Origin of the sequence: Niallia sp. FSL W8-0635, from assembly GCF_038007965.1 — a bacterium.
Taxonomy (GTDB): Bacteria; Bacillota; Bacilli; order Bacillales; family Cytobacillaceae; genus Niallia.
Genome location: NZ_JBBOYD010000001.1, coordinates 1,158,049 through 1,180,729, shown reverse-complemented (window position 1 = coordinate 1,180,729; position 22,681 = coordinate 1,158,049). Strand labels below are relative to the sequence as shown.

Below are 22,681 nucleotides of genomic sequence, written 5' to 3'. Positions count from 1 at the left end.
GATGCTGAAAGGAGTATTTTTTTATGCCACATACTTCTGATAATGATAAAAAAGCAAAAGACAATAATGCATTGCGTCATGAAAAGAACATGATGCGCGAAAAGAACCGCAAAAACGGTAAACATCAATATAGCAAAAAAACAGATCATTTATAATATTGCTATGGAGGGGCTGTCAATGGGATTGGCAGCTCTTTTGATATGTTTTGTTGTTGGTGTGGGGATTTATGGTTTCTTTGTTTGTTACCTTTTGATGCTGTTTTTTGTTAAGAAAGGCGTAGAGAGCGATTCTCTGTTACCTTTCCATGCGGATTTCTGCTCTAGTGGGCTTAGAAAACACTCCTCTGTTACTTTTCCATACTGCGTTCTGCTTTAACTCTAAATGGCTTATATAAAAAGTGCATTCCAAATTTGGAATGCACCCATCTCATTTATTATTAATTATTTTTCACTATCTTCCTTCAAATACGTCCAGCCTTCTTCTTGATACACTTGCTTTTCTTTCATTAGCTTTCCAAGCGCTCGTTTAAACGATCCTTTGCTTAAATTAAAGCGCTCTTTGATGTCCTCAGGCATGCTCTTATCTCCATAAGGCATTGCCCCTTTACGCATAATTAAATAATCCAAAATTTGCTGTGCATCCTTATCGAGTGCTTCTTCTTTTCTTGGTAATAACGAGACATTAATTGTACCGTCTAGCTTAACGTCGATAATACGACCATTAACCTTTTCCCCTAATCTTGGTTCTTGGCCTCGCTCTGATTCATGAATAAATCCTTTAAAGCCTTCTGCTGTATAAATCCAGCTTCCAACTTTTGCTGTTCGATAAATATAGCCATGAATGTTTTTATTAAAATCTGCTCTTGTTGCCTTTGTTGACATTTCTTCAATAATTGGATCTGTCGCAGGTTTTACATATAAATAATTATTTTTATTTACCTTTAATGTAATATATAACATGTCTCCAACTTCTGGCCAAACCTCTTCATGAACTGGTAAGTCATCTTCGCCTAATAACATGTCCTTTTTCAAGCCAATATCAAAGAAGCAGCCAATTCCTTCTTTACGATCCGTTACTTTTACCCAATCATATTTACCAACAGCTATAGTAGGGATAAATGTACTAGAGCACGCTCTACCTTGTGAATCACTGTAAATAAAAACGCGTACTTCATCGCCCTCTTCGAATTTTTGATCTGTTTCACTAAAATGTAAAAGTACATCTTCGTCTTCCTCTTCTAACGTTAAAAAGTATCCGAAAGATGCTATTCTTGCAACGGTTAATATTTCTACACGTCCCATATAATCTCTTAACGACATTTGTTTTCCTCCTTTATTTCTTGTCTATTCAACTTTTCATCTATATTCTTTTATCATAATTATTCCCTATTTAGTGAATATTCCATGCCTAAAGTTGTTACAACTGCTATATTTTACTATAATACAAACATAAAAGAAATGGAATTTGCGCTAGAAATGCTTAGAATTAGTGTTAGGTTCCCAAAACCAGGAGGTAATTATGGCGAAAGAAAGCTCATTTGATATTGTATCGAAAGTTGATTTTTCTGAGGTAACAAATGCAGTACAGCTTGCGATGAAGGAAATCCAAAATCGTTATGATTTTAAAGGAAGCAAGAGTAATGTTACATTGGACAAAGAAGAATTAGTTCTTGTTTCAGATGATGAATATAAATTAGAACAGCTGAAGGATGTCCTTATTAGCAAAATGTTTAAACGCGGCATTCCTATTAAAAACTTAGATTATGGCAAAATTGAAGGTGCTTCAGGCGGGACCGTTCGCCAAAGAGCGAAATTAATCCAAGGCATTGATAAGGATAATGCTAAAATAATTAATGCCTTAATTAAAAACAGTGGATTAAAAGTGAAAACGCAACAGCAAGACGATCAAATCCGTGTAACTGCTAAAAGCCGTGATGATTTACAAAAAATTATTGCAGCAGTGAAAGATGAATCAAAAATTACAATTGATGTGCAATTTGTCAATTATCGCTAACTAGTTGGATGGCAGCCTAATTTGGTGCCATCTTTTTTTTATTCACTCCTACCCTATTTTTTCCATGTTTATATGAGAGGATTTGGGAAAAATAAGTAAACATGAACAAAAATAGAAGGAGTGATTGATATGAGTAATAGTAATAATGAACAATTACAACAAACCTTTCCCCCACAGCATCAGGATCAGCAACCTGGTATTCAGACAGAAATGAATCCTATGCCGAAAGATGTCGATCCCGCATACAAGGGCTCAGAAAAATTAAAAGGAAAGGCTGCAATTATCACTGGTGGCGATAGTGGAATTGGTCGATCTGTAGCGATTTATTATGCAAAAGAAGGTGCTGACATAGCAGTAGTTTACTTAAATGAACATGATGATGCCCAAAAGACAAAAGAACTAGTCGAGGCAGAAGGGGGAAAATGTTTATTACTTGCTGGCGATGTTGGTGAGGAGAGCTTCTGTAAAACAATTGTAGAAAAAACCGTTTCTGAATTTGGGAAAGTGAATATTCTAGTGAATAATGCCGCGGAACAACATCCACAGCAGAGTATACAGGATATAACTGCTGAACAATTAGAAAAAACATTTCGTACAAATATCTTTTCTATGTTCTACTTAACAAAAGCGACCTTACCACATTTAGAACAAGGTGATACGATTATCAATACGACGTCCATCACTGCCTATAAAGGGAATGAAACATTAATCGATTATTCATCTACAAAAGGAGCAATTACCGCGTTTACTCGTTCCTTATCACAGTCTCTTGCTGGACAAGGTATTCGCGTGAATGGAGTAGCGCCAGGCCCTATTTGGACTCCACTTATTCCTTCTACCTTTGATAGTGAGCAGGTTGCATCTTTTGGCGCAAATACTCCTTTTAAACGTGCTGGTCAACCTTGTGAACTTGCGCCAGCTTACGTATATTTAGCTAGTAATGATTCCACATATGTTACGGGACAGGTTCTTCACGTAAATGGTGGAACTATCGTTAACGGGTAATCCCCCTCTCCCTTTCGAAATACAAGAAGAGAAATCCACCGCTCACTTCCAATTAGTGAGCGGTGGTTTTAATAGGAAAACGAGTAACACCTCCCTTTTAAAAACGTTCTAATCTGTCAAGACTAGTTGCAAAGAGAAATAACGTAAAGGGAGTGTGAAAAATGATTGATTTAGCCTCAATTTATCATCGAAGTGGCGATAATTTCTGTTATTTACAAGATGGGGATACCCTCCATATCCGTATTCGGACAAAACGAGCAAATGTGAATGAAATCGAAATAATTTATGGTGACCAATATGAAATGATTGACTATAATTGGGTCTCCCACCGAATGATGATGGAAAAAAGCGGAACTGATTCTCTTTTTGATTATTGGCATTGCACTATTTCTAATAAAAAAAGAATTCGTTATGGCTTTATTATAAGAGATAACGAACAACAAATAACCTATACCGAAAAAGGGTTCTTCCCCTTTGTTCCCGAAGATGCGGGCTATTATTTTTGTTTGCCCTATCTTCACCAGAGAGACGTTTTTTCTCCTCCTTCATGGGTCTCAACAACTATCTGGTATCAAATATTCCCAGAAAGATTTCGAAATGGGAATAGTTCCTTAAATCCAAGGGACACTGCTCCATGGGGACAAGAAGAACCTGGATTATGGAATTTCTTCGGCGGCGATTTCCAAGGAATAATCGATTCTCTAGACTATCTTTCTGACCTTGGGATAACGGGGATTTATCTTACTCCTATTTTTCATGCAAAAAGCAATCATAAATACGATACCATTAACTATCTAGAAGTGGATCCACAATTCGGCGATACAGAAATGCTTAAAAAGCTCGTAAACGAATGTCATAGCCGTGGGATTCGTGTCATGCTAGATGCTGTATTTAATCATTGTGGCTATCACTTTCCTCCGTTTCAAGATGTTTTAAAAAATGAAGAAAATTCGAGCTATAAAGACTGGTTCCATATACATAAATTTCCTTTAAAAGAGAATAGCGCTTTAAATTATGAAACATTTGGCTTTTATGAAGCAATGCCCAAATTTAATACAGCAAATGAAGAAGTAAAAGAATACCTTTTACATGTTGCAAAACATTGGATAACAGAATGTAATATTGATGGTTGGCGCTTAGATGTTGCCAATGAAATAGATCATGATTTCTGGAGGTCCTTCCGATCTGTTGTGAAAGAATTAAAACCAGACCTCTTTATATTGGGGGAAGTTTGGCATGATTCCCTGCCATGGCTTCGAGGCGATCAATTTGACTCGGTAATGAATTATCCTTTACTAACAAAAGCATTGCAATTTTTTGCCTATGACATGATTTCGGCCCAACAATTTATGGAGGATATGACCACAACATTACAAGCATACCCAAGTACAGTGAATAACGTATTATTCAATATAATTGGAAGCCATGATACACCTCGAATCATTCATGAATGCAGCTATCGTAAAGAACGAGTGAAACTTTTATTTACCTTTCTCTTAACCTACCCTGGCACTCCTTGTATTTATTATGGAGATGAAATTGGATTAGGCGGTGGCAGCGATCCGGGATGTAGAAAGTGTATGCCTTGGGATACAGAAAAGCATGATGGCAAGCTAAAAGAATTTGTGAAGCAATTAATTCAAGTGCGGAAACAAAGTTCTCTTCTCATCAATAGTGGTACTTTTTTCTTCCTATCAAATGCTGATTCTTGTTTAGCATATTATGCAAAACAAGAGGGGGAAATCCTTTTAACGGTCATAAATAAGAGTGACAGAGAAGCACAGTTTCAACTTCCCTTTCCATTACGAGGAAAAAAAATCTCTCTATTATTAACAGAAGAAGAATATGCTGCTGAATCAGATGATCTAGCTGTAATACTCGGACCATATGAATGTAGTATTCTCCGTTTTAATATGAACTATGAATATATTCATGCTAGATAGGATTAACTATTATTAAAATAAGGTGTCCATTATGATTGAAATTCCTTATGGACACCTTATTTATACCTGTTCGCTAAATTATTTTCCAAGAAATGAAAAATAATGATTGTTTCCTGCCTTTGAACGTACTATATTTACTATTATATCGAATTGTTTGAATTGTCAGGAGGAAATAAAGTGAATCAACAATTATCATCAAAATCTATTGGGATTCCATTACTTATCTCGATTATCGCTATCTCTTTTTCCGCGATTTTCGTAAAATGGTCGGATGCCCCTGCCACTATATTAAGCATGTATCGCATGTGGCTTGCCTGTCTCCTTATGATTCCCATGGTATACATACACAGAAATGATTTTAAAAAACTATCCAAAAAGGATTGGTCGTTCTTATTCTTTTCAGGCTCTTTTTTGGCATTGCATTTTGCCCTTTGGTTCAGTTCTCTAAAATTTACTACTGTAGCAAGTTCTACAATCATCTTGGCACTTCAGCCTATCGTCTCTCTTCTTGGCGGATTTATTTTCTTTCGAGAAAGAACGACTTCTAGTGCTATTATGACAATGGGCATTGCGATTATTGGCGCCATGATGATTGGCTGGGGGGATATTGGACTAGACAGCAATGCAATTATTGGAGATGTTCTTTCCTTCTTGAGCGTGATAGCAGTAGTTGGCTATTTATTAATTGGTCAAAACATTATTAAGAAAATGCCTCATTGGATTTATACATTTACGGTTTTCTTTTTTGCTGCCTGTTTATTAACTATCTATAATGTAATCGCTGGTGAAGTATTAACTGGTTACTCTGGAAGAGAATGGGGGATTTTTATATTGCTTGCAATTGTTCCGACACTCGCTCATATCATCAATAATTGGTTACTCAATTATGTTAATGCCACTACTATTTCTATGAGCATTTTAGGAGAACCCGTTGGAGCTACCCTTTTAGCTGTACTACTATTAAATGAACGATTAATTCTATCTCAAATGTTTGGAGGATTACTTGTTTTGTTCGGTGTTTTCTTTTTCTTACTGCAAAAGCAGTCTAAACCAACTATTACACAAGAAAAACCAGTTGGTTAAATTATGTTCATTTTCTTAGTGTAACTTTAATCAGTGAGGCAAAGCCCCCACTGATTTTTTCTTTGAACCAATTACTTCACTCTGCAGTAGTGTCTCGTAAGTACGAGATAAACATATATCTTCCATTAAATCCATTGCTACGAAAATCATCTTCTTTTGCATATTATTGGTAAATGAAACAAATACTACTTTAAGCATATACATATTTCCAATTAGGAGATTCCTTTTCATGCTAAAAGAAAATCTATCGTTAAGTCAGTTATTTGCCATTATTATTGGTTTTAACCTAGGTACTACGCTTGTTGTAGTACTTGGTATTACCGCAAAAGAGGATGCCTGGATTACTGTACTTCTGTCGACTTTTACGGGCTTAATCATTACCTCTTTTTTCCTTAATATAAATGAGTTAGTCCCTTCAAAGAATTTATTTGAAATTATTGAGTACGGGTTCAATCGATTCCTTGCTATTCCTATTACACTTGTCTATACTCTTTATTTTTTTTATCTTGCCGCTAGAACCATTAGGGATTTTGGAGAATTAACATCTACCTTTATTCTTCCATTGACTCCTATTGAAATCATAGTTATAACTTTAATGTTTATAATTGGCTATATTTTGTATTTAGGGATTGAAATCTTAGGACGAACAACGGAAATATTCACACCTTATTCTGCCTTGTTTCTTCTCCTGCTGATTATTTTCTTATTTGCAAGTGAAAATATTTCTTTCACAAAAATTCAACCAGTATTAGCAAGAGGAATACTACCAGTAATCGAGTCTATGTTTCCAATTGAAGTAAGTAGACCATATGGAGAATTAATTGTGATGACATGCGTATTCCCTCATATTTCCAACTTAAAAATGCGTAAGAAATCTGTTATATATTCAGTAGCCGTATCCGGGATATTGCTTACTATTGCTACATTAATTATTACGTTATCCTTAGGGATAACTACTGCTTCAAGAGCAACATTTCCACTTTTAAGTACGACAAGACTCATTTCTATTGGGAACTTCCTTGAGAGAATTGATGCGCTTGCTGTTTTTATTATTATGTTAGGAATTGTAATCAAAAGTTCGGTCTTCATCTATGGGGGATTAAAGGGGTTAGAATATATTTTTAAATACCAATATCGTTATTTTGTAATACCTATCGTCTGTATTATTTCCATGTTTTCTATTTTCATTAGTATGGAAATTAACGACCATGTTAAAGAAGGCGCTGTAGCTGTTCCATATCTATTATATTTACCGTTACAATTTGCTTTCCCGTGCTTCCTCTTATTTGTCCTACTAATTAAAAAGTTTATAAATAAAGGCAATGCCCCACTCCATGATAAAACGAAAAAAATCCCTAGATAGTACGATCGAATCGTCATTCTAGGGATTTTTTAGTTTTCTTACTCAACAATATTAATATTATAATCTTTGAACCAATAGTGGATTTGTACTAAGTGTGCAAGCAATTGTGGTCCTGTCATGAGTTGGCCAAACCATGGTTCTTTAAATGCCGAGCCCTCTGTTTCGATAATTTCTGAAAGTCGCTCTTTATCAAAGAATTCATATAAAGCAGAGCTTTTATCCGTTAGTGCCGTCTTTAGCATATCGGTTACTGTTTTTGTATAAATCGGATTATGCGTCTTAGGATATGGACTTTTCTTGCGATAAAGTACTTCATCTGGAAGAATTCCTTCTAATGCTTTTCGTAGCAATCCTTTTTCTCTTCCCATATAATTCTTCATTTCCCAAGGTACATTCCACACATATTCGACTAAGCGATGGTCAGCAAATGGAACACGTACCTCTAGGCTTGCTCCCATACTCATTCTGTCTTTACGCTCTAATAAAGTGGTCATAAACCATAGTTGATTGAGATAAAATAACTCTCGGCGTTTTGCATCCTCTTTACTTTCTCCGGCTAATTTAGGTGTCTCAGCAATGGTCTGATTATATTTATCCATCATATAATCTTCTAATTGTAATTTATTGCTCCATGAATCCTTCAATAAGTTTTGTCGTTCTTGAATGGATCTCATCCATGGGAAGCCTCCTCTTTGCAAATCAGCCTCTCTTCTAAACCATGGATAGCCACCAAAGATTTCATCTGCACATTCCCCAGATAAACTAACGACAAAATCCTTCTTTATTTCTCGACAGAACCATAAAAGGGAGGAATCAACATCAGCCATACCAGGAACATCCCTTACCGTTACTGCCTCATGCAAAAAGTCTGCTAACGTCTCTTGGGTGATAACACAATTATGGTGAATAGTTCCAAACGTATCTGTCATTTTTTTTATATAAACACCATCAGAATTCGGTTGGAACTCATTTGCTTTAAAGAATTTATCATTGCCTTCATAATCAATGGAATAGGTGTGAAGCGGCCCTTTCCCATTTTTCGCATAGTCCATAGATGCAATGGCTGTAATGGCACTAGAATCCACTCCACCTGACAGAAAAGTACTTAATGGTACATCTGATACTAATTGTCTAGTAACCGCATCTTTAAAAAGGAATCGAACTTTTTCAACCGTTTCATCAAATGTATCTGTATGTTCTTCACTTTTCACATTCCAATAACGCCATACTTTCAAGCCATCCTGTGTAAACTTTAATGCATGCCCTGGTCGAAGCTCTTTAATCCCTTTAAAGATACCGCTCCCTGGTGTATGAGAAGGTCCAAGCGCAAATACTTCTGCTAACCCTTCTCTATCCAACTCTGACTTCACATTTGGATGAGCAAGCAATGCTTTCAATTCAGAGCCAAAGATAAAGCTAGATCCCACTTCAGCGTAAAATAGTGGTTTTACTCCTAAACGATCTCTTCCAATAAATAAAGAATTTCGCTTTTCATCCCAAACAGCAAAGGCAAATATCCCATTTAAGTACTGCAGACATTCTTCTCCCCACTCTATATAGGAAGTTAGTAAAACTTCTGTATCAGAATGACCTTGGAATGAATATCCTTTTATTAGTAATTCTTTTCTTATGTCTTCTGTATTATACAATTCACCATTGTAGCAAATAGTGTAATGAAATCCTTGTTTTTCTTTTGTCATTGGTTGAATACCATTTAACGGATCAACTACCACTAATCGTTTATGCCCGAACCCAGCATGTAACGCAGTCCAAATATTTGTATCATCAGGTCCTCTTTTTGCCAATGTTTCTGCCATAGCGGATAAAATTACCGACTCGTTTCTTAAATCTTTTTTGTAATCAACCCAACCTGTTATTCCACACATGATTATCATCCTTTCTTTCGTGGAACTTATGATTAGATACCAATCAATCAGTATGAGGTATTCTATGCATCAGAATAAAAATGGTTATTTGTCCATATCAGGTTTATATTAGGTTTATCTCAGGATCCACTCAAAAAGGATAAATTAATCGTTTTCAATATTTAAATGAAGGAAAAAGAAAGATTAGTTATAAAATTTTGTTTATCTGTCTAAAAAGAATTTATGAGCGTGTAATCTTTGGGAGGTTTACAATGAACAATCAGCATAGATTAAAACTTATTGAATTTCAAACACGTGCCTTTACGAAAGGTACAGTAGAATATATAAATAATCAGTGGATTTTTTTTGATGAAGAAACAGAGGACGCATCCATGCTTGATGAATATTTGCATCAAGAAATTGAGATTCAGTCCTTAAATCGTTGGAGAAAGGGAATTCTTCTAGAGGATGGCAAAGTGAATGTCTCTGGCTCTATTCATTTTCTGAAGCACGAAGATCCTATACGAATAAGAAAGCATCTTGTGTTTGCCTTAGAAGAATTATTAGATGATTTAAATGATGATAGCTTTCATCAATTTATAACTACTTTAAATTCGATGAAGTTCTCTATTTATGATTGTATTTACTGCTATAATCATCTTACTTTTTTAAAAGACGAAAAGCGCAAGAATGGTGTAAATATGATGATTTTTGATAATGAGGAAGGGCTCTGCAGTGTAAATCACCATTTTTTCTATAATGAAAAAATAACGGACCGCTTTGAATTCACCTTAAATACCGGAAAAAGAATGATTGTCGAGAAGCTGTCTTCTTGATAAAACCTTCCTTTAGAAAAAATAAATAGTGGCAAGTTGTTTAATTTGGGAATTTGCATCTGTTTTCCAAAGCGACAGCACGACTTACTAGGGCGCGCCAATTCTCTCCCATAGGAGTCGTACTGTGGGCTAAAAGAAACATTTTCAAGTACACTCCAATTCATGAAAAGGTCTTTTCACACTATTATTCCAATCTCCATCCGTAAACAACTTCAGTAAACTCCTTGCCACCTATTTCTAGCTCTTCTGTTCCCATTCTTTTTCCACCAAGCGTTTCGTAAAACGTACAGGCTGGATTATCCTCTAATGCAAGAATAATCATGCTATTAATGCCCTTTTCTTTTAAATACTCAATAACCTTTTTCACGAGCGTACTGCCAATTCCTTTTCCTTGATAGGCTTCCAATAGATAGATGGCGTAAAGCTCTCCATCGTAACCTGGATATTGACCACTTCTTTCCTTTCCACCATTTGCGAACCCCACAATCCTACCTTCTTCATTTTCTGCAACAAAGACATTTCCTGTCGGGATAGCGGTTCTCCAGATTTCTTCTCGTTTCTCATAATGAAGTGTCTCTAAATAGGAATCGGGAACAATTCCCTTATAAGTAGTTCTCCAACTATCTACATGCACTTTCGCAATTTCTTCGGCGTCTTCCATCTTGGCTTTTCTAATAATCATATGTACACTCCTTTTTTCCCTTATATATGGAAGGTTTTTTTCACTTCCCATTCTTCAAACCATGTTACTTCTAATCCGATTGATCCTGTTTTTATCCATTCCACTGCCTTTAACACAAGGGGAGAAGCATTGTTAATAGAAATATCCTCTAAAGCAACCCATTCTGCTCCTAAAGAATCTTGACCCTCAAATTGTTCTGGTACTGAAATTTCTCCCCCAACTTTTCTAACCATGTAAAAGGCTGCGATATGGTGAATATGGGTAAATTCTCTCCATTTACACGGAAACATAAAGTCAGCCATTCCGAGTTGATTCTCGATTTCGATTTTTACGCCAGTTTCTTCTAAAAACTCTCTCCGCATGGCAATAGCTAGACTTTCAGCTGGTTCTAAACTCCCTCCCGGCAAATCAAAACGATTGGCATAAGGTCCCCTTTTCTTATGAATAACTAACAATCTATCCTTTTCTACAAGAATTCCATATACTCCAAATGGTCGATGAAAGTATTTCTGTTCAACCAAAATTTATTCCCCCCATATTCGATTTATTCTTATACTCTCTTGTTGGTAAGCTATTTGAAAAACATCGGGATTCGCAAGCTCCCTCCATTCCTTAAAACCTACTGTTTGATCAAAATATTTCCATATTAAAGAAAGCAAATTACCATGTGTAACAATAGCAAATGTTGTTTCCTTTCTTTGCAGACATTCTTTTACAACAGCGATACCTCTATCCATCGCTTGTCTACTCGATTCACCACCTTCGTATCTGATATCTAGATTTGTAAAGGATTCTTCTAATAGCAAAAGCCAATCATCCAAATTTTTGTCACTTAGCTTTCTCTCAATTAACCTTTCTTCTTTATGAATGGTTAATCGAAGCCTTTCTGCTAACGGTCTAATAGATTCATAGGCACGCAAATACGTACTAGATAAAATAAATTGAATTTCCTTGTCTTCCAACAAACCAGCTAACGCAATTGCTTGTTTCCTCCCATTTGAGGTTAATTCAGCATCAGCTTTTTGTCCATTTGCCTCACAATGGCGAATCAAGTAAATGGTTTTACGATTATTCATACCGCTCTTCCTCCTTTTCTTAGAGAAGAATTAACTAAGAGATGGACCATTTACTTTCTCTCCTACTTCCTTCATCGCCCATATTTAATACAGATGATAACCATTAATATGTAAATTCTCTTTCTCGCTACATTAACGCCAGTTACTTTGTTTCCAAAATAACTGCTCCTCTTTATAAATTCTCCTTCAAGGCTTGAGTCAACTGATTATAATAAGAAATTGGATGAGGTGCAAAGCTATCTCTACCAACCATACGATGAATCTTCAATCTTTCTCCATTTTCACTCACTTCAAATCCGTTCACTTCGATTACTTGACTTGTTCCTTTCCATAATGCATAGAAATCTGCTAATCTGGTTTTAACGATGCCAGCTACTTCCTCTTCCTGCAATTTAAAATCTTTAAAATCTATATTTCTTTTATATAAAAAAGTATGAGCAAATTCCTTGTCCAAAATATCTCCATTATTCATTTCATAATGGAAAACACCTAAGAAGATTAGCTCATCCCTTTCTACACTTATACCAATTTCTTCTTCCATCTCTCTTACACCATCTTTAGCCTCTTCATGTGCTAACAAATGTCCAGCAGCCGTTATATCTAAAAGATTCGGATAATCCTTTTTTAAAGGACTTCTAATTTGCAAATAGAGGTACAATTGTTCATCCTGCTCCGATACAATCCAGCAATGAAATGTCTCATGCCATAATCCCTTTTTATGTATTTCGCTACGAGCTGCAATTCCTATTGGTGTTCTGTTTTCATCAAATACTTTTAATTGTTCCTCTTCCATTTTGTTATCGCTCCTCTTATATTATTTCTAAGCAAGTAACGCTTGTATTGTCTTCCTATTCCTCTGCAGAAAAAGGCTTTTAGGAAATGTGGTTTAAATAGATACTTTTTTTCTTTGCATATTTTTCCAGACTATAAGATTAATAAAGAAAAGCAATATGCCATAAATATAAACTCCAAAAGGAAGCGATATACTGATATAATGAATTCCTGCTAAAATCGGCAGTGGAAGCAGCAGTAGAAATAACCTCCAGCTTTGCTGATTCGCTCCTGAATCGAAAGACATGGAAAAAGGCACTTCTTTATCTAGTAATTGATAGCAAATAACCGCATAGAGAAAAGCAGAGATAAAGACCACTAACAAATCAGGAATAATCCGAATGCCAAACAAAAACAAAAATACAATGCTTAATAAAAAATAGATTGGTAAGTATAGTTTAATCATTACCGCTTTTAATGCACCTTTATAATACATAGAAAAATCAGCTATTGGAAGAATCGTAAAAATCCATGCACCTTTAAATTTCCCTGAATACCTCATCATAAAAATAATGGTTGGAATATTGATCATCGTAAAATAAATCGTTAAATACGAGGAACTAGTTGCAAATGAAATATCACCCAAATTCGTTCCGCTATAAAGAAATAAAAAGGGAATAACGATTGAAAAACCTAATGACGGATATACCTTTAATTTAAAATCCCTTTCTTGGCTAATCATTTGCCCAGTAAAATGATAGAATGCTTTTTCTTCCCGGCTACGAATAAAAAGCGTGATTAGTATTTCTCCCAGTTTTGAGACTTTGCTCTTTTTCGCTTTACTTTGGCTAGTTAACTTTTCTAAATTTTTCTCAAAGCTAGGAATTAGCTTTCCATAAATGATAATTGCAACAATCGGTAAAATAATCGCAAGAGCAGCAAGCAGAATAATCATCGTCTCAATATTGCCATTCAATATCCACTCATATGGTGCTGCAAACCACATTGGAACAAAGAAAACATGCCACCAGTGCACTTGATACACAATATTTAAATCAACTAATTCAAAGCTTCGAATGACAACCTGATATCCGATCATAATGACAATAGACAAACCAATCTGTACGTAATTAATCATATCCTTTAGCTTTTCCCCATCAAAAAATCGAAGGATAGCTAAATATAGCAATGCCGTAATAACAACAATAAATAAATTTGCTAAAATAAGTAAAACAACTGTCATAAGAAAAAAGATAATTCCTTGTTTAAGGAGACTTACAACTAAAGGAATAAGTGTAATAGCAATCGTCAATTGAGAGAGATAAATCATTATATGTAATACTTTTGCTGTATTAATGGTGCGCCTATTAATTGGTTTCGTATGTAAAATATGTTTATCCCGAATATCTAATAAAACACCAGAAAAATCGGAAATCATCGAGGTCATGATGAGAAATAATATAATTCCAAAGGAAACGCTCATTTGAAATAAATAATTATCGCCGAAAGCCATTAATGGAATTAGAATTAACCCCATAAAAGCATACAGCCATAACGATTTTATATAGGCGTATTTATCTTCTTTCTTTTCTTTTTTTTGATTAGCCTGTGAGAAAACAGTGGGAAGCTTCCGTTGGTCCATTGTCAATTTCACTTGTAAGATCGTTCTTAACACGGGATAATCGATGCCTATCTTCCAAAATAATCCTTTAAAATGATCAATAAATTTTAAAATAGTAAAGTCCTTCATGACTGCACCTCTTGCACAATAGATACAAAAGATTCACCAATTTCTTTATGATTGTTAAAGCCGGTTAGTTGATTAAAGATTCCTTCCAAGCTTCCCTGTTCATTTTGCGTTTGTAATTCTTTGAAGCTTCCATCTACCATAATCTTTCCATCGTTCAATAAAATAATCCGACTGCTTATTTTTTCTACTACGTCCATTATGTGTGAAGAATAAAATATTGTTTTTCCACTTGATGCAAACTGAGCAAGAATTTCCTTAAACACCATCACGCTATTCGCATCAAGTCCATTGATTGGCTCATCTAGAAAAAGAATATCTGGATTATGCAAAACACTTGAAATAATTAATAGCTTTTGACGCATCCCTTTTGAATAAGAAGAGATACGAGAATGATATACCTCTCCTATTCCAAACAATTCCATTAATCTTTTTGCCTTATAATCAACAAAATCAGCACTCATTCCATATAGCTGACCGATAAAGGTAACATACTCATACGCAGTCAGATTATCGTATACCTCTGCTATTTCAGGTACATAACCAATTTTCCGCTTATATTCAATTGAATCTTCCTTAATATTTTTCCCAAAAAGCATTACTTCTCCATAATAATTTCCCTCTATACCGAGGATAATTTTCACCGTAGTACTTTTTCCCGCACCGTTTGGACCTATATATCCAATAATTTCTCCTCGATAAACATGTAAATCCACTCCCTTTAGAACTTCCTTCGCTCCATAGTTTTTTCGCAAATTCTTTATTGTAACGATTTCTTCATCGATCATTTCATTTGCTCCTTCCTACGTATCTCTTTTTCTACCATTCTTGAAAAAAAGGAAAAAACCTCCTTCCTAATCTCCCCTTCCTTTCTTATATATTTGCTAAAAAAAATAAGAATAATAGGTTACAAAAGTGACAAAAAAACTAATTATTATATAGAGAATCAGTCCAAGAATAACTGGCGACACACGAAAACGAAACGGACCAATTCCTGCTTCCTCCCATGTCCAGCCTGCAATATTTGCATTAAACGCTGCATTCGTTTGATGAATGTATAAACGCAGAAGATAAACAATTCCAAAAAGCACTAAACTGCCTAAAAAGATGGTATCGACAAATTTCCATTGTAGTAAAGAGGATGCAAACCATATTATCACTGTTTCAATTGTTAAGGTTGCTAAAATGATATAAATTTTTTTCATGTAAACTCCTTTATACTCCTTTGCATATAAGTAAATTCTTGATTAAATCGTCGCTTTTGATAGAAGGGAAAGTTTCCCCATATTTAAAGAAATAAGCACCTGCCGATAGATGCAGATACTTAACAAAATTATTCCCGTCTACATATCTCTAATTGTGTCATTGGTTATTCTAACGAGGTTGCCACTTGGTTCAAACAAAATGGAGATTAAAAATGTAAGAGGAAGAACGACAACATATAAATATCCTTTTACTATTTTCCTTAGCAAGCATTTCCACCCACCTTTCCATCAATTTGTAATTGTTCCTTTATTATACAACATTATTTGTTTTTTCTAAATATTCCATCAAAAACATTACTAAACATGCCTTTTTTCAATCAACTGAATGCCTATTCCTAACATAACTGTCCCCATTAAACAAAGAACTCCTGCTGGTATGACGATTTCCATCCAAGACGCACTTTCAATAATGCCTTTTTTTAATAGCTCCATCCCATAAGTAATCGGAATAAATTTGGATAAAAGAAGCATTACTTTGGATGTAACGATTTCGATTGGCCAATATGCTCCGCCAAGCATAGCAAAACTAACCGACACCAATGGAATAATTGCATTGAACTGACTTGCTGTTTTTACTAAGCCAGTAAGTAGAATCGTTAAAGCCACAATCGAAAATAAATAGGGAATGATTAATACATACACTAAATAAAAATGTCCATTAAAATCAATATTTAACCCATATCTAAAAAGAAGGAAGATCATTATTATTTGCAAATAGCCTATTAAAAAGCTGAATAATAAATGTCCAAAATAGATTTGTGCTTTCGATGTTGATGACAAGATGAATCGATCCCATATCCCATTTTGCTTATCTCTCAATATTTCTATTACCGTAAAAGAGACAGTATATATGCAGAAAAATAAAGTGAAACCAAATAATGCCTGCAGTGACTGACTGTAACTAGTATCTTCTTCTGTTAGCGCTTGTTCATTTGACACGGGAATTATCGGTGTTTCTTTATTACTAGCAAGCACCCTTTCTGCTTCTTCTTTATTCGCTGATGCATTGATTAATGCTTGCTCCTTAAGCATATTATAATAATAGGTGTGAAGATAATTTTGGACCATTAATACATTGGACGTTTCGGCCACTCTGAAAATCGTATACATATCTTCCTTTAAGGAAACCCCTACATCCGTTTTTCCCTCAGCTAACTGTTCCTCTACTTCTTCTTTGGAATAAGGAACAAACGAATAACTCTCACTTTTATTTAATACTTTTACAATATCATTTGCTTTTTCCGACTGGTCTGTAAAAATCGGTACCTCTACTTTTGTGAAGGAAGAGATGCCGACTAAATAAGCAAATAGGATACATATCAGAGATGTTATAATAAATCCACCTGGATTTCTCATAAATTTCTTACATTTCCCCCATAGTACTGCATTCATCGTATCCCCCCTCTTTTCTTTAAGATAATGATACTAATCAAAAGCAATGTAACAGAAAACAGAAGGATAGCCTTCAGCTGCCCCCATAAATCTGCTAGGGAATAGCCTTGATACACTTTTAAATAAGCAGTAATCGCTGCTCCTCCTGGAGAATATTCTCCTAACGTCTCCATAAACCCACCAATTGCACTTACATCAAAAAAGCTCCCTCCAATAAAGGCGATGATAGGCACAATTAAGGAAGATAAAATACTTTCCACATTTCGTGAATTGGCAGCAAATGAAATCGCTGTTGTAAACGTTGCAAACGCCGCAGCCATTACATTTACAGTCAGGGTAACCACTAAATGATTCAGAATACTAGGAAAAACTATCCCATAAATAGAAGCTGTTAAACTAAACAAAATAGTTAGCTGTAAAAAGGACAAAATGAATGCGGCAAAAAAAACCCCTACAAAAAATACGATTTTTGGAACATTTGCTAGAATTATTCGCTCATACATAAGCTCTTCCTTTTGCTGATAAGCGAAACCTGCTACTGTTGTTGAAATATAGAAAACAAACATCACGCACATTCCCACTCCATAATAAGCAAAGGCACTAATTTCTTTTTTCTTTTCAAAATTTTTAATTTGTTCGTCTGTTTTTATATTTACTAACGCTGAATAATCCAATTGAAGCTCTTGGGCAGTTTTTAGATATACCCACTCTTGTTGATAATTAGTGATAATATCCCGAATAATAGTTACTTGTAGTGATTGCTTTTCCTTTGTCATTAATGTCCAAGCAGGAATATTTGCCTCTTCCTTTAATAAATTCGCATAAAATTCAGCCGTGAATCCTTTTGGAATAACGAGCACACCATCAAAATCCTTTTCCTTTACCTTTATCCGGTCACTATATTCCGTAATGGACAAAACTTTCTTTAATTCTGGCTTTTCACCTACTTCATGAATAAACGTCTCAATTGGTTGGAGGGATTGAATAAGTGCTATTTTCTCTCTCTTTTCCTGTTCACTTCTATTTGATTGGTTCACTAAATCTATCGCTTTTTGCTGCCCTTGATTTACTTCATCCTCCACTACCACAGCAAGCTTTGCATGCACTTCCACTTCGCCATTATTATCCAATGCCCCTAAAGCACTACCAAGTATGGTAATAAGCACAAAAGGCATGAGCAACAAAACAATAAGTTCCCTTGGTCTTCTCCAAATCATCAATAATTCTTTCTTTATCATTTGCCAAAGCATGAGAGTACCCCCCTAATCTCTTAATTGACGGCCTGTTAAATGCAAGAAAACATCCTCTAATGTTGGCTTTTCAATATTTACAGAGAGTACAGTTGTCTTCTGTTCTTCGGCAATCCTCAAAATATCCTTTAATAAATTTACTTGTCTTGGTACGATAACCGTAATCATAGATTGTTGAATAGAGATATTTTTAATATTTTCATGCTGACGTAATGCTTCTGTAAATTCGTGTTTTACCATTTCCACCCTTATATTTATCGCAGTTTCTGCAGAAAGAATGTTTTTTATCTCTTCTTTATTTCCTGAAGCAATAATCTCCCCATGATCCATAATGTAAATCCGATTACATAGAAAATCCACTTCTTCCATATAATGACTTGTGTAAAGGACCGTCATTTGCTTTTCTTTATTTAATCTTTTAACTGTTTCTAATATATAATTTCTTGATTGAGGATCAATCCCAACGGTTGGTTCATCCATAATGATAATCTCTGGTTCATGTATGAGTGCGACTCCAATGTTTAATCTCCTTTTCATTCCTCCTGAAAAGGTTTTAACTAAATCCTTTTCTCGTTCCTTTAAACCGATTATATCGAGAACTTCATCCACCCTCTTCTTTAATATATTTTTTGGAATCCGATGCATTTTTCCGAAGAACAGTAAATTTTCCCTTGCAGATAGATCCATATAAACAGCAATTTCCTGTGGAACGACTCCAAGTATCTTTCGTAACTTCTGTGGCGTTTTTAGAATGCTTTCATTATTTAGCCGCACATCCCCCCCATCAGGAGAAATTAAAGAGGATATCATGGAAATAGTCGTGGATTTCCCAGCCCCATTTGGTCCCAGTAATCCAACAATTTCTCCTTTCTCCAAATATAAATTAGCGGAATTCACCACTTGCTTCTGTTTATAAGATTTGGATAGATTCATTATCTCTAACAAAGCTCATCACCCTTTCTATATACAGAATAATGAAAAAACATAGCGATTCCTATGCCTAAAGGTCATTTCTTTTCAAAAATAAAATGACTCTGGTCATAAATGATTTATGAAATTACAAATTACTCATGATAATCAAATCCTTTTTATAAAAGAATACTTTCCATAAAAAAGGGTAAAACAAATAGGAAACAAGCCGTTGGAAAGGAGATGAAGAATTTGGGCATCTTAGTCCTAGTCATCTTAATTGGTTTAAATGCTTTCTTTGCTGCAGCAGAAATTGCGCTCATTTCCTTAAATGATAATAAAATAAAACATATGGCTGATACTGGCGATAAGAAGGCTAAAATAGTCTATAATCTCCTATCAGAACCAAGCAAATTTTTAGCTACCATCCAAATTGGGATTACACTAGCCGGCTTTCTCGCTAGTGCATTTGCTGCTGACAGCTTTGCTGGTCACTTATCTGAACTATTGATAACAATGGGAATCCCACTTTCGCAGAAATTACTTGATTCCATTTCAGTCATAATCATTACTTTACTGCTATCCTATTTCACCCTTGTCTTCGGTGAATTAGTTCCCAAGCGAGTTGCGTTAAGAAAAGCGGAAGGAATTGCTATGTTTGCTGCAACTCCACTTACCGTACTTTCCAAAATAACAGCTCCTTTTGTTGCATTTTTAACTTTTTCTACTAACATAGTAGCTCGTTTATTCGGGGTTAGACCAGACGACGAGGATGAGGAAGTAACAGAAGAAGATATTAAGATGATGATTGATGTAGGCAATGAAAAAGGAAATATTGACGAAGATGAACGCATGATGATTCATAATATTTTTGAATTTGATAATAAAAATGTCACAGATATTATGACCCACCGTTCTAATATGGTAGCCATTCCTTCTGATTATACGTTAGAGGAGATTACCGCTCTCGTAAATCGTGAAATGTATACACGCTACCCAGTATACGAAGAGAATATGGATAATATTATTGGTATTCTCCATGCAAAAGATCTTTTAGCCTATATGGGCAAAGAGAATGCTTCCTTTCAATTGAGTGATATTATTCGCAAGCCTTACTTCGTATTGGAATCGAAAAGAACGGATGAATTATTTATACAGATGCAAAAAAACAACATCCTTTTTGCCATCGTTGTTGATGAATATGGAGGAACAGACGGAATTGTTACAATGGAGGATTTAATTGAAGAAATCGTCGGAAATATTTTTGATGAATACGATGAACCGAAGCCTCCTGAGATTAAGATTATCGGTGAACATACCTATCTTCTCCAAGGGACTATTAGTTTAGATGATGTACAGGAGCTATTAAAAATCACCTTGCCCGTAGAAATTTACGATACATTGAGTGGTTTTCTAATTAGCAAGATTGGTTATATACCAAATGAACAGGAAAAACTAACTATTACGTTCAAGAACTTTGAATTCCAGGTAGAAGAGATTATTGATCGTCGAATCAGCCAAGTGAAAGTAACGAAAATACTAGAAACGGAATCACCGTTAAAACAATCGTAGAATAAAGCGTGTCCGTAATCACCATGTTGATATTGGTTGACTATATGACACGCCTTTGTTCATTATCAATCAGCTATTAAATATAATCATTCCTCACAGCATAGATTGCTAATTGGGTACGATCTCTTAATTCTAATTTGGATAAAATTTGGGTAATGTGATTCTTGATTGTTCCAACGGATAATAATAATTCTCTGGAGATTTCTTTATTGGTTTTTCCTTGTCCAATACTTTTCACGATTTCTATTTCCCGCTTCGTCAGAGGAACTATCTCGTTATCTTTTAACGCCTTCTCATGATTCGTTTCCTTCTTTAAAAGCTTAGGCATTAATTTGGCTGCTACTTGGTCATGAATGGAAATCCCCCCTGATAAACAGCTTTTTATGCTATTTACTAACGTAAAGCTTTCTGTCGTCTTTAGTAGAAATCCATTCGCCCCTTCTTGAAAAGCCTGTAGGGCATATTCCTCATCATTAAATGTAGTAAGAATAAGGATTTTAATTTGTGGAAATTGCTGGCGAATTCGTTTCGTTGCTTCCATGCCATCCATAATTGGCATTCGAATATCCATAAGAACAATATCCACAATTGTTTTTTCTAATAACGCCAATACTGCTTTTCCATTTTCCGCTTCTGCAACTACTTGGATATCTTCGTCTTGCTCAATAATCATTTTCAAGCCATTTCTGACAATTGCTTGATCCTCAGCAATTAACACGCGAATCATTTTTCTTCCCCCCAACAGGAATATTTCCTTGCAGGATAAATTCTCCGTTTAAATGAAAAACCTCTAATTTCCCTTGGCCTTCTTCTATTCTATTTCTCATGTTTTCTAAGCCAAAACCATAATGAAACGGGTGCTTATGAATATATGGATTTCTAATCTCAAAAGTTAGGTTTCCAATGGGAGAAACTCCTAGCGTTATATGTACAGCCTTCGAACTTCCATATTTCATGGCATTTGTTATTCCTTCCTGAATGGAACGATAGAGAACAGCATTTTGTTTATTGCTTAGATTGACTAGAAGTACTCCTTGCTTTGTTGTAAAATGAACGTGAATATTGCTTTCACTTTCTAATTTTTTTATAAGTGCAATAATAGAAGCAATTCCTCCTGGCTCCTCCACTTGTAATAGGCGAACCGCTTTTCTTGTTTCTTCTAAGCATTCCTCTGTCATATTCTTTAAAAGCCTATATTCTTCTTTTTTCTCTTTAATCAAAAATTGTTCCACTTGCATCATTAATGCTGTCAGCTTATGGCCGACGGAATCATGCATTTCTCTAGCAATGAGATTCCTTTCCTCCACTCTTGCTGCATGTTCATTATGATAGGATTGTCTTTTTTGTATACGATAATCATTTAATAAAGATTCATAGGTTTCTCTAATTTGTTGATAATCTTCGTCTAGATTATTTAAATGAATGAGTAAATAGGAGATTAACAAGAACAGACATATCCAAATAAAAGAGGTATAGGAAAAAACGATTATTCCAATGCCAACATTCATCAAAACGAATAGGCAAACAATCATTCGATAGAGATTCGTTGACATATATGTACCTAACTCCATTGTAAAATAAAACAATAAGAGAACGAGATACCCAGTTAACTCTCTCTCTACTACGAACTGCATCATTTCAAGGAGAATCAAAATAAATAAGACTGGAATACTCTTTCTTTTAAACACAGGTACAAGAAAATAACATCCAAGAATAATAGATAAAAGAAATAATAGCATAGCGAAATTCCAAGCATCTGTTTCATATGCTTGATATAATGCTCCTACACAAAGAAATAGAAGGATTCCATTTTTTATCGTAAGCCCCTTCATATAATGCCCCCTGCCTCCTTCTCATCAAATCATCTCTAATCTAAGAGAAAAATATTTTTGAAAAAAGGCTTGTAAAA

At 35.0% G+C, this 22,681-nt stretch carries 24 protein-coding genes; 9 read left to right on the top strand and 15 right to left on the bottom strand.

Translation table 11 applies throughout. The annotated features are described in order from the left end of the window. Nucleotides 1–23 precede the first annotated feature (23 nt). Nucleotides 24–155, top strand: a complete 132-nt coding sequence (locus NYE52_RS05655) for a DUF3941 domain-containing protein (RefSeq protein WP_081836758.1) — start codon at nt 24–26, stop codon at nt 153–155. A gap of 22 nt (nt 156–177) precedes the next feature. Then, nucleotides 178–375, top strand: coding sequence for a hypothetical protein (locus tag NYE52_RS05650; protein ID WP_341192166.1), 198 nt, complete (start codon nt 178–180; stop codon nt 373–375). A gap of 65 nt (nt 376–440) precedes the next feature. On the opposite strand, the gene NYE52_RS05645 is transcribed toward NYE52_RS05650, so the two are convergent. Further along, nucleotides 441–1,319: a CvfB family protein gene (locus tag NYE52_RS05645; protein ID WP_341192165.1), complete on the bottom strand. Its 879-nt coding sequence runs from the start codon at nt 1,317–1,319 to the stop codon at nt 441–443. A gap of 199 nt (nt 1,320–1,518) precedes the next feature. Here NYE52_RS05645 and NYE52_RS05640 point away from each other — a divergent pair, with 199 nt between their 5' ends. The 4 genes from NYE52_RS05640 to NYE52_RS05625 all read left to right on the top strand — a co-directional run bounded on the left by NYE52_RS05640 (nt 1,519) and on the right by NYE52_RS05625 (nt 6,044). Beyond that, nucleotides 1,519–2,013, top strand: coding sequence for a YajQ family cyclic di-GMP-binding protein (locus NYE52_RS05640; RefSeq protein WP_341192164.1), 495 nt, complete (start codon nt 1,519–1,521; stop codon nt 2,011–2,013). Between the two features lie 129 nt (nt 2,014–2,142). After that, nucleotides 2,143–3,018, top strand: coding sequence for an SDR family oxidoreductase (locus NYE52_RS05635; protein ID WP_341192163.1), 876 nt, complete (start codon nt 2,143–2,145; stop codon nt 3,016–3,018). Between the two features lie 161 nt (nt 3,019–3,179). Further along, on the top strand, nt 3,180–4,961 hold the full coding sequence (locus NYE52_RS05630) for an alpha-glycosidase (protein ID WP_341192162.1): 1,782 nt from the start codon (nt 3,180–3,182) through the stop codon (nt 4,959–4,961). A 177-nt stretch (nt 4,962–5,138) separates the two neighbouring features. Next, entirely contained in the window at nt 5,139–6,044 is a 906-nt protein-coding gene (locus NYE52_RS05625; protein ID WP_341192161.1) for a DMT family transporter, read from the top strand. A gap of 30 nt (nt 6,045–6,074) precedes the next feature. Here NYE52_RS05625 and NYE52_RS05620 read toward each other — a convergent pair whose 3' ends face one another. Further along, nucleotides 6,075–6,242, bottom strand: coding sequence for a hypothetical protein (locus NYE52_RS05620; RefSeq protein ID WP_341192160.1), 168 nt, complete (start codon nt 6,240–6,242; stop codon nt 6,075–6,077). Between the two features lie 31 nt (nt 6,243–6,273). On the opposite strand from NYE52_RS05620, the gene NYE52_RS05615 reads away from it, so the two are divergent. Continuing rightward, complete coding sequence (locus NYE52_RS05615; RefSeq protein ID WP_341192159.1) at nt 6,274–7,407, top strand: GerAB/ArcD/ProY family transporter; 1,134 nt, start codon at nt 6,274–6,276, stop codon at nt 7,405–7,407. Between the two features lie 38 nt (nt 7,408–7,445). Here NYE52_RS05615 and asnB read toward each other — a convergent pair whose 3' ends face one another. Then, the gene (asnB, locus tag NYE52_RS05610) at nt 7,446–9,293 is read right to left on the bottom strand and encodes an asparagine synthase (glutamine-hydrolyzing) (RefSeq protein ID WP_341192158.1); all 1,848 of its coding nucleotides are present in this window, start codon (nt 9,291–9,293) and stop codon (nt 7,446–7,448) included. Between the two features lie 251 nt (nt 9,294–9,544). Between asnB and NYE52_RS05605 the strand changes: the two genes are divergently transcribed. Then, complete coding sequence (locus tag NYE52_RS05605) at nt 9,545–10,108, top strand: DUF2777 domain-containing protein (protein WP_341192157.1); 564 nt, start codon at nt 9,545–9,547, stop codon at nt 10,106–10,108. 184 nt (nt 10,109–10,292) lie between these two features. Here NYE52_RS05605 and NYE52_RS05600 read toward each other — a convergent pair whose 3' ends face one another. From NYE52_RS05600 to NYE52_RS05555, 10 genes are all read right to left on the bottom strand, one after another. Beyond that, nucleotides 10,293–10,790, bottom strand: coding sequence for a GNAT family N-acetyltransferase (locus tag NYE52_RS05600; RefSeq protein WP_341192156.1), 498 nt, complete (start codon nt 10,788–10,790; stop codon nt 10,293–10,295). A gap of 20 nt (nt 10,791–10,810) precedes the next feature. Then, nucleotides 10,811–11,311 carry an NUDIX hydrolase gene (locus NYE52_RS05595; RefSeq protein ID WP_341192155.1) on the bottom strand — a complete coding sequence of 167 codons (501 nt, stop codon included), beginning with the start codon at nt 11,309–11,311 and terminating at the stop codon, nt 10,811–10,813. A gap of 3 nt (nt 11,312–11,314) precedes the next feature. Further along, complete coding sequence (locus tag NYE52_RS05590) at nt 11,315–11,866, bottom strand: histidine phosphatase family protein (protein ID WP_341192154.1); 552 nt, start codon at nt 11,864–11,866, stop codon at nt 11,315–11,317. Nucleotides 11,867–12,038: 172 nt separating this feature from the next. After that, nucleotides 12,039–12,659 carry an NUDIX hydrolase gene (locus tag NYE52_RS05585; protein ID WP_341192153.1) on the bottom strand — a complete coding sequence of 207 codons (621 nt, stop codon included), beginning with the start codon at nt 12,657–12,659 and terminating at the stop codon, nt 12,039–12,041. A 93-nt stretch (nt 12,660–12,752) separates the two neighbouring features. After that, complete coding sequence (locus tag NYE52_RS05580) at nt 12,753–14,387, bottom strand: hypothetical protein (protein ID WP_341192152.1); 1,635 nt, start codon at nt 14,385–14,387, stop codon at nt 12,753–12,755. Next, a complete protein-coding gene (locus NYE52_RS05575) occupies nt 14,384–15,172 on the bottom strand; it encodes an ABC transporter ATP-binding protein (protein ID WP_341192151.1) in 789 nt (262 codons plus the stop codon). Before NYE52_RS05575 ends, NYE52_RS05580 begins: the two co-directional genes overlap by 4 nt. Before the next feature lie 96 nt (nt 15,173–15,268). Then, nucleotides 15,269–15,589 carry a hypothetical protein gene (locus NYE52_RS05570; RefSeq protein ID WP_341192150.1) on the bottom strand — a complete coding sequence of 107 codons (321 nt, stop codon included), beginning with the start codon at nt 15,587–15,589 and terminating at the stop codon, nt 15,269–15,271. Between the two features lie 357 nt (nt 15,590–15,946). Beyond that, a complete protein-coding gene (locus NYE52_RS05565) occupies nt 15,947–17,041 on the bottom strand; it encodes an ABC transporter permease (protein WP_341192149.1) in 1,095 nt (364 codons plus the stop codon). Then, nucleotides 17,038–18,291 carry an ABC transporter permease gene (locus NYE52_RS05560; protein ID WP_341192148.1) on the bottom strand — a complete coding sequence of 418 codons (1,254 nt, stop codon included), beginning with the start codon at nt 18,289–18,291 and terminating at the stop codon, nt 17,038–17,040. The genes NYE52_RS05565 and NYE52_RS05560 overlap by 4 nt, the downstream gene beginning before the upstream one ends. A 12-nt stretch (nt 18,292–18,303) precedes the next feature. After that, a complete protein-coding gene (locus NYE52_RS05555; protein WP_341192147.1) occupies nt 18,304–19,236 on the bottom strand; it encodes an ABC transporter ATP-binding protein in 933 nt (310 codons plus the stop codon). Between the two features lie 216 nt (nt 19,237–19,452). On the opposite strand from NYE52_RS05555, the gene NYE52_RS05550 reads away from it, so the two are divergent. Then, nucleotides 19,453–20,772: a hemolysin family protein gene (locus NYE52_RS05550; protein ID WP_341192146.1), complete on the top strand. Its 1,320-nt coding sequence runs from the start codon at nt 19,453–19,455 to the stop codon at nt 20,770–20,772. A gap of 76 nt (nt 20,773–20,848) precedes the next feature. On the opposite strand, the gene NYE52_RS05545 is transcribed toward NYE52_RS05550, so the two are convergent. Together NYE52_RS05545 and NYE52_RS05540 are read right to left on the bottom strand one after the other, a co-directional pair. Next, nucleotides 20,849–21,499, bottom strand: coding sequence for a response regulator transcription factor (locus NYE52_RS05545; protein ID WP_341192145.1), 651 nt, complete (start codon nt 21,497–21,499; stop codon nt 20,849–20,851). Next, the gene (locus NYE52_RS05540; RefSeq protein ID WP_341192144.1) at nt 21,477–22,604 is read right to left on the bottom strand and encodes a sensor histidine kinase; all 1,128 of its coding nucleotides are present in this window, start codon (nt 22,602–22,604) and stop codon (nt 21,477–21,479) included. The genes NYE52_RS05545 and NYE52_RS05540 overlap by 23 nt, the downstream gene beginning before the upstream one ends. Nucleotides 22,605–22,681: the final 77 nt, after the last annotated feature.

Coding starts and splice junctions, on each gene's coding strand:
- NYE52_RS05655 (WP_081836758.1), top strand. CDS start 24: ATGCCACATACTTCTGATAATGATAAAAAAGCAAAAGACAATAATGCA.
- NYE52_RS05650 (WP_341192166.1), top strand. CDS start 178: ATGGGATTGGCAGCTCTTTTGATATGTTTTGTTGTTGGTGTGGGGATT.
- NYE52_RS05645 (WP_341192165.1), bottom strand. CDS start 1,319: ATGTCGTTAAGAGATTATATGGGACGTGTAGAAATATTAACCGTTGCA.
- NYE52_RS05640 (WP_341192164.1), top strand. CDS start 1,519: ATGGCGAAAGAAAGCTCATTTGATATTGTATCGAAAGTTGATTTTTCT.
- NYE52_RS05635 (WP_341192163.1), top strand. CDS start 2,143: ATGAGTAATAGTAATAATGAACAATTACAACAAACCTTTCCCCCACAG.
- NYE52_RS05630 (WP_341192162.1), top strand. CDS start 3,180: ATGATTGATTTAGCCTCAATTTATCATCGAAGTGGCGATAATTTCTGT.
- NYE52_RS05620 (WP_341192160.1), bottom strand. CDS start 6,242: ATGCTTAAAGTAGTATTTGTTTCATTTACCAATAATATGCAAAAGAAG.
- NYE52_RS05615 (WP_341192159.1), top strand. CDS start 6,274: ATGCTAAAAGAAAATCTATCGTTAAGTCAGTTATTTGCCATTATTATT.
- asnB (WP_341192158.1), bottom strand. CDS start 9,293: ATGTGTGGAATAACAGGTTGGGTTGATTACAAAAAAGATTTAAGAAAC.
- NYE52_RS05605 (WP_341192157.1), top strand. CDS start 9,545: ATGAACAATCAGCATAGATTAAAACTTATTGAATTTCAAACACGTGCC.
- NYE52_RS05600 (WP_341192156.1), bottom strand. CDS start 10,790: ATGATTATTAGAAAAGCCAAGATGGAAGACGCCGAAGAAATTGCGAAA.
- NYE52_RS05590 (WP_341192154.1), bottom strand. CDS start 11,866: ATGAATAATCGTAAAACCATTTACTTGATTCGCCATTGTGAGGCAAAT.
- NYE52_RS05585 (WP_341192153.1), bottom strand. CDS start 12,659: ATGGAAGAGGAACAATTAAAAGTATTTGATGAAAACAGAACACCAATA.
- NYE52_RS05580 (WP_341192152.1), bottom strand. CDS start 14,387: ATGAAGGACTTTACTATTTTAAAATTTATTGATCATTTTAAAGGATTA.
- NYE52_RS05575 (WP_341192151.1), bottom strand. CDS start 15,172: ATGATCGATGAAGAAATCGTTACAATAAAGAATTTGCGAAAAAACTAT.
- NYE52_RS05570 (WP_341192150.1), bottom strand. CDS start 15,589: ATGAAAAAAATTTATATCATTTTAGCAACCTTAACAATTGAAACAGTG.
- NYE52_RS05565 (WP_341192149.1), bottom strand. CDS start 17,041: ATGAATGCAGTACTATGGGGGAAATGTAAGAAATTTATGAGAAATCCA.
- NYE52_RS05560 (WP_341192148.1), bottom strand. CDS start 18,291: ATGCTTTGGCAAATGATAAAGAAAGAATTATTGATGATTTGGAGAAGA.
- NYE52_RS05545 (WP_341192145.1), bottom strand. CDS start 21,499: ATGATTCGCGTGTTAATTGCTGAGGATCAAGCAATTGTCAGAAATGGC.
- NYE52_RS05540 (WP_341192144.1), bottom strand. CDS start 22,604: ATGAAGGGGCTTACGATAAAAAATGGAATCCTTCTATTTCTTTGTGTA.